This is a genomic window from Microbacterium aurantiacum (assembly GCF_002872075.1).
Taxonomy (GTDB): domain Bacteria; phylum Actinomycetota; class Actinomycetes; order Actinomycetales; family Microbacteriaceae; genus Microbacterium; species Microbacterium aurantiacum_A.
On the sequence record NZ_PGGU01000025.1, the window covers coordinates 172,849 to 179,547 of the forward strand.

The 6,699-nt window shown below is 66.2% G+C and carries 4 protein-coding genes and 1 tRNA gene; 2 read left to right on the forward strand and 3 right to left on the reverse strand.

Going from position 1 to position 6,699, the window contains the following annotated elements; genetic code table 11:
* Nucleotides 1-118 precede the first annotated feature (118 nt).
* Nucleotides 119-817, forward strand: a complete 699-nt coding sequence (locus CUR96_RS16545; protein ID WP_102194423.1) for a FadR/GntR family transcriptional regulator — start codon at nucleotides 119-121, stop codon at nucleotides 815-817.
* Nucleotides 818-900: 83 nt separating this feature from the next.
* Here the strand turns inward: CUR96_RS16545 and CUR96_RS16550 are convergent.
* Together CUR96_RS16550 and CUR96_RS16555 are read right to left on the reverse strand one after the other, a co-directional pair.
* Nucleotides 901-982, reverse strand: a tRNA-Tyr gene (locus CUR96_RS16550).
* A gap of 86 nt (nucleotides 983-1,068) precedes the next feature.
* The gene (locus tag CUR96_RS16555; RefSeq protein ID WP_102194424.1) at nucleotides 1,069-1,998 is read right to left on the reverse strand and encodes a carbohydrate kinase family protein; all 930 of its coding nucleotides are present in this window, start codon (nucleotides 1,996-1,998) and stop codon (nucleotides 1,069-1,071) included.
* 60 nt (nucleotides 1,999-2,058) lie between these two features.
* Here CUR96_RS16555 and CUR96_RS16560 point away from each other — a divergent pair, with 60 nt between their 5' ends.
* Complete coding sequence (locus CUR96_RS16560) at nucleotides 2,059-2,658, forward strand: hypothetical protein (protein ID WP_102194425.1); 600 nt, start codon at nucleotides 2,059-2,061, stop codon at nucleotides 2,656-2,658.
* Nucleotides 2,659-2,730: 72 nt separating this feature from the next.
* On the opposite strand, the gene rpoC is transcribed toward CUR96_RS16560, so the two are convergent.
* The gene (gene rpoC, locus CUR96_RS16565; protein WP_102194426.1) at nucleotides 2,731-6,606 is read right to left on the reverse strand and encodes a DNA-directed RNA polymerase subunit beta'; all 3,876 of its coding nucleotides are present in this window, start codon (nucleotides 6,604-6,606) and stop codon (nucleotides 2,731-2,733) included.
* Between the last annotated feature and the right edge of the window lie 93 nt (nucleotides 6,607-6,699).

Sequence of the window (6,699 nt, forward strand, 5' to 3'; positions counted from 1 at the left end):
GACAGGTTTGTTCGGATCAGTGTAGGACGGGCACGACGACGAGCACAAGCACGACGTCGGGTCCGTCGCTGCGAAGCGCCGGCGGAGACCCCTCCTGTGGCAGCCATATAGTTGTGGGATGAGTGCGCCAGGTGAGCCGACGAAGCCGGGCCTCGAGAGGATCAGCGCGACGGAGGCCGCATTCAGAGCGCTCACCGCGATGATCCGAGGCGACGAGTACGAAATCGGCGACCGCCTTCCCTCGGAGTTGGCTCTTGCAGGCGAATTCGGAGTCAGCCGTTCGGTCGTGCGCGAAGCGCTGCACGCATGCGCGACGCTGGGTCTCACCGAGACCCGCACCGGAAGCGGCACCTTCGTCGTCAGGAAGAATCCGTCGTCTCAGCTCGTCTTCGGCGAGTTCAGCGCCCAGGATCTCATCGAGGCGCGGCAGCACATCGAGGTGCCTACCGCCGGCTATGCGGCCGAACGGCATACTCCGGCGCAACTGGCGAACCTGCGTCGGATTCTCGCTGCGCTCGACACCGCAAAGGACCTCCAGGCGTGGGTGGCGTTGGACGGCGAACTGCATGTGGCGATCGCGGAAGCGAGCCGGAACCCCGTGCTCATCTCCGTGGTGACGTCGACTCGCGAGGCGCTCGACATTCAATCCGAGTTCTTGAACGTCACTCAAGCGCGGCAACAGGCATCGAACATCGAGCACGCCCAGATCGTGGAGGCGATCGCATCGGGCTCCGCCGTGAAGGCCCGAGAAGCGATGGCCGATCATGTCGGCCAGGTCGCGCTGGCCGTGCAGAAAGTCGCCGCCGCCTCCTACTGACTCAGAAGGTGAGCGCGGAGCATCCGCTCGCGTGAAGACAATGCAAGAAGGGCCCCGCGATGCGGGGCCCTTCTTCTGTGCTGTGGCGAGTGAGGGATTCGAACCCCCGAAGGCTGAGCCGTCTGATTTACAGTCAGATCCCTTTGGCCGCTAGGGTAACTCGCCAATGCGCACCCGTCCGACTTGAACAGCCAACCGGGGGCACGAAGAATAAGCATACCTGCCATCGGCGACCGCATGAAATCGAAGCGTCAGCTTCCGTAGACGCCGCGTTCCGCCTCGGCCAGCGACTCAGGAGTTCGCAGCAGGCCGCCCTCGGCGCGGCATGTCGCCGCCGCGATGTCCATGGCTCGGCGCAGGAGAGCATCCCACTCCTCCACCGTGTCGGGAGTCGATTCGACCAGGCCGGCGGCGAGGGCGGCGAGAGTCGAATCCCCCGCTCCCACCGTGTCGACGATGGGGCCGGGGAGCACTGAGATCGGGGCGGCGACGGTGCCGGCATCCGTCTCGAGAACCGCGCCGTCCGCACCCGCCGTGGCGAGCACGGCGCCGACGCCCAGTTCTCTCAAACGCGCTCGGAGCGCGGCGAGATCGCCGTCGTACAGAAGACCGGCGTCATCCGCTCCGACCTTCACGATGTCGGCGCGCGCGGCGAGGCGCTCGAAGCCGCGCACGAACTCCGCACGGTCGCTCAGCATCCCGGCACGCGGGTTCGGATCGATCGCGAGGCGTGCTGCGCCGAGCGCATCGGCGAAGGCATCCACCTCAGCGGGCACATCGAAGGGGAAGCAGCTGATCGCAACCAGCCCCGCGTCCGCGATCGCCTGACGCGCCGCGTCCGAATAGCGGATGCTGCGCCGCTGCGCCGCCTCGTTGAAGACGTACTCCGGCTCGCCGCTCGCAGAACGCTGCACGACCGCCCGAGAGGATCCGTACGGTGCGGGGCTCGAGAGCAGGATCACGTCGTGATCGCGGAGATACTCGCGAATGTGGTCCCCGGCCTCATCGTCGCCGACCATGGCGATCAGGGTCGTCGGAACGCCGAGTCGGCGCAGACCGACCGCGACGTTCAGGGCGGCGCCGCCCACGAGTTCCCGCACGCCGGCGTGGTCGTGGATCTCATCGATCAGGGCGTCGCCGACGACGACGACACGTCCGGCGGAGGATGTCTCTGTGCTCACCCGCCGACACTACCGCGATGCGCTCTGTCCGCGGCGCTCGCGAGGCGATACGGTGTGGCCATGAATGCTCGACTCGTCGCCGGCTTCGCGGCCCTAGTGCTCACCATTGTTCTCGCGGGCTGCACGCCCGAATCTCCGGATGCGGGCACGCCGAGCGAGTCCGCGAGCCCGAGCAGCAGCGAGTCTCCGGACCCGGGCGAGACGAAGTCGCCGAGCTCGACGCCGAGCCCCACGCCGACGAGCGGGGTCGCGCTGCCGACCGATTGCCGGGCGATCCTCAGCGAAGGCGTGCTCGCCCAGCTGGAAGGTGTGCCGCTGAACGACGCCGCCTTCGGGCCCTCCGGCGTGCAGGACGACGGATCTCTGATCTGCGCGTGGGCTGACCCGCGCGCCGACACCACCAGGCTCGTCACCATCATCTCGGCGATGAGCCGGGGCCCCGCGCTCGACATGCTCAACGCCCTCGCGAACACCGAGGGCTTCTCCTGCTTCACGCCGGATGGCGGCACGCGTTGCGAGAAGACATGGCCGAACACGCAGTATCCGGTCACCGACGGACGCACGCTGTTCTGGCGCGACGACATCCTCATCGACACCCGGTTCTCGAACCTCGCGCCGAACGGCTACACCTCGAGCATCGTCGCCTACCTCTTCAAGTAGGCATCGGCCCGCGCCGCACACACGAAGAAGGCCCCGGGGCGAACCCCGGGGCCTTCGTCACTCAGTCACACCTCAGTTGTAAGTACCGGGGGTGATGTCGTCCGTCGAGAACGCGTCGAAGTCGACGTAGCCGAAGTCGCCGTCCGCGTACGCGCCGTCGGATGCGAAGATCCGGTTCGGGTAGCGCTCGCTCTTGGCTTCTTCCGTCGCCTCGACCGTGACGTTGCGGTACTTCGCAAGTCCCGTTCCGGCGGGGATGAGCTTTCCGATGATGACGTTCTCCTTGAGACCGACCAGCGGGTCGCGCTTGCCCTCCATGGCGGCCTGCGTGAGCACGCGGGTCGTCTCCTGGAAGGAGGCGGCCGACAGCCACGACTCGGTCGCGAGCGACGCCTTCGTGATACCCATCAGCTCCGGACGACCCGACGCCGGGCGCTTGCCCTCGGCCACGGCCTCGCGGTTGATCGCCTGGTAGCGCTTGAGGTCGACCATCTCACCCGGCAGCAGGGTCGTGTCGGCGTGATCGACGACGGTGACCTTGCGGAGCATCTGGCGGACGATGACCTCGATGTGCTTGTCGTGGATCGGCACACCCTGCGAGCGGTACACGCCCTGCACGCCGCCGACGAGGTAACGCTGAACCTCGCGGGCGCCCATGACACGCATGACCTCCTTGGGGTCGAGCGTTCCGACCAGGATCGGCTGACCGACGGTGACGTGCTGGCCGTCCTCGACGAGAAGCGTCGCACGCTTCAGCACCGGGTAGATCACTGCCTCGTCGCCGTTGTCGGGCGTGAGGATGACCTTCTTGGCCTTGTCGGTTTCGTCGATCGTGATGCGGCCATCGGCCTCGGCGATCGGCGATGCCGCCTTGGGGGTACGAGCCTCGAAGAGCTCCTGCACGCGGGGCAGACCCTGCGTGATGTCATCCGCCGATGCCGAACCACCCGTGTGGAAGGTACGCATCGTCAGCTGGGTACCGGGCTCACCGATCGACTGGGCCGCGATGATGCCGACGGCCTCGCCGATGTCGACGGTCTTGCCGGTCGCGAGCGAACGGCCGTAGCACTGCGCGCAGACACCGACGGCGGAGTCGCAGGTCAGCACGGAGCGGACCTTGATGCTCTCCACGCCGAGTCCGACGAGCTTGTCGATGAGCACGTCACCCACGTCGTCATGCGCAGAGGCGAGGATCTCGCCCTTGCTGTCGACGACGTCGGAGGCCAGGGTACGAGCGAACACCGAGTTCTCGACGTTCGCGTCGCGCACCAGCTCGCCCTGCGAGTTCGGAGCGGCGATCGGGAGCTCGAGGCCCTTCGACGTGCCGCAGTCCTCTTCGCGGATGATGACGTCCTGCGAGACATCCACCAGACGACGGGTCAGGTAACCCGAGTCGGCGGTACGCAGAGCGGTGTCGGCAAGGCCCTTACGGGTACCGTGCGTCGCGATGAAGTACTCGGCCACCGACAGCCCCTCGCGGTACGAGGAGATGATCGGGCGAGGGATGATCTCACCCTTCGGGTTGTTGACGAGTCCGCGCATACCGGCGATGTTCCGGATCTGCAGCCAGTTACCACGAGCACCGGAGGTCACCATGCGGTTGATGGTGTTGTCCTCGGGGAAGTGGGCCTTCATCGCGACCTGAACCTCGTCCGTCGCCTCGGTCCAGATCTTGATGAGCTCCTGACGGCGCTCCGAGTCGGTCGTGAGGCCCTTCTCGTACTGGGACTGGACCTTCGCCGCGAGCTTCTCGTAGCGACCGACGATCTCGCCCTTGTTCGGCGGGGTGAGGATGTCGCTCAGGGCGACGGTCACACCGGAGCGCGTGGCCCAGTAGAAACCGGCGTCCTTGATGCGGTCCAGCGTGGCAGCCGTCTCGGTCTTCGGGTACTCCTCGGCCAGCTTGTTGACGATCTGCGACAGCTTGCCCTTGTCTGCCTGCTCGCGGACGAACGGGTAGCCCTTCGGGAGGGTGTCGTTGAAGATCGCCTGACCCAGCGACGCGTCGACGAGTCCGTGACGCTCGTATCCCTCGGGCGCTTCGCCCTCAAGGAAGGTCAGACCGTGGATGCGGATGCGCACCTTGGCCTGCAGGTCGAGGGTGCCCTCGTCCTTCGCCAGGATCGCCTCGGAGACCGAGCCGAACGCACGGCCCTCACCGGCAGCGCCGGCCTTGACCGTGGTCAGGTGGTGCAGACCGATGATCATGTCCTGCGAAGGCAGGGTGACCGGACGGCCGTCCGACGGCTTGAGGATGTTGTTCGAGGCGAGCATCAGCACGCGGGCCTCGGCCTGAGCCTCGACCGACAGCGGCAGGTGCACAGCCATCTGGTCACCGTCGAAGTCGGCGTTGAACGCCGCGCAGACGAGCGGGTGCAGCTGGATGGCCTTGCCCTCGACGAGCTGCGGCTCGAACGCCTGGATGCCGAGACGGTGCAGCGTGGGCGCACGGTTGAGCAGCACCGGACGCTCGCGGATGATCTCCTCGAGCACGTCCCAGACCTCGGGACGGGTGCGCTCGACCGCACGCTTGGCGGCCTTGATGTTCTGCGAGTGACCGAGGTCGATCAGACGCTTGATCACGAACGGCTTGAAGAGCTCCAGAGCCATCTGCTTGGGCAGACCGCACTGGTGCAGCTTCAGCTGCGGGCCGACGACGATGACCGAACGGCCGGAGTAGTCGACGCGCTTGCCGAGCAGGTTCTGACGGAAACGACCCTGCTTGCCCTTGAGCATGTCGCTGAGCGACTTCAGGGCGCGGTTTCCGGTACCGGTGACGGGGCGACCACGGCGACCGTTGTCGAACAGTGCGTCGACGGCCTCCTGCAGCATCCGCTTCTCGTTGTTGACGATGATCTCGGGAGCACCGAGGTCGATCAGACGACGAAGACGGTTGTTGCGGTTGATCACGCGGCGGTACAGGTCGTTGAGGTCGGAGGTCGCGAAGCGGCCACCGTCGAGCTGCACCATCGGACGCAGCTCCGGCGGGATCACCGGGACGACGTCGAGCACCATGGCGGCCGGGCTCATGCCGGTCTCCAGGAACGAGTTGACGACCTTCAGGCGCTTGATCGCGCGGATCTTGCGCTGACCCTTGCCCTCGGAGATCTGCAGGTGCAGGTTCTCGGCTTCGGCCTTCAGGTCGAATGCCGCAAGGCGACGCTGGATCGACTCGGCGCCCATGTAGGCCTCGAAGTACTGACCGAAGCGGTCCTGCAGCTCGTGGAAGACGTCGTCCTCCGGACGGAGCGCACCGACCTCGAGCGTGCGGAAGTCCTCCCACACGCGCTCGAGCTTGGCGATCTGTTCGTCGGCACCCTTGCGGATGAGCGACATCTCCTTCTCGGCGGCGTCCTTGACCTTCTTCTTGGCGTCGGCCTTGGCACCCTCGGCCTCGAGAGCTCCGAGCTCCTCCTCCAGGCGAGCCAGGCGCTCCGCGATCTTCGCGTCGCGACGGTCGCCGAGCGTCTTCAGCTCGAGACGGATGTTGTTCTCCTGCGTGCCCAGATCACGGTGACGAGCATCCTCGTCGACCGAGATGACCATGTACGCGGCGAAGTAGATGACCTTCTCGAGGTCCTTCGGCGCCATGTCGAGCAGGTAGCCGAGACGCGAGGGGACACCCTTGAAGTACCAGATGTGGGTGACCGGGGCGGCGAGCTCGATGTGGCCCATGCGCTCACGACGGACGGAGCTCTTGGTGACCTCCACGCCGCAGCGCTCGCAGACGATGCCCTTGAAGCGGACGCGCTTGTACTTTCCGCAGGCGCACTCCCAGTCGCGGGAGGGCCCGAAGATCTGCTCACCGAAGAGGCCGTCCTTCTCCGGCTTCAGTGTGCGGTAGTTGATGGTCTCAGGCTTCTTGACCTCGCCGTACGACCACGCACGGATGTGGTCGGCAGTGGCCAGGCCGATGCGAAGCTCATCGAAAGTGTTTGACTCGAGCACTAGTTCTCCTGTGTCGGAATTCTTTTTGAGAAGTCTGGCTTCGGCGGCTCAGGGACTCAGGTCCCTGAGCCGCCGAAGGATTAGATCTCGTCG

Bases quoted from the DNA above. Each gene is read 5' to 3' on its own strand.
- CUR96_RS16545 (WP_102194423.1), top strand. From the start codon at position 119: ATGAGTGCGCCAGGTGAGCCGACGAAGCCGGGCCTCGAGAGGATCAGC.
- CUR96_RS16560 (WP_102194425.1), top strand. From the start codon at position 2,059: ATGAATGCTCGACTCGTCGCCGGCTTCGCGGCCCTAGTGCTCACCATT.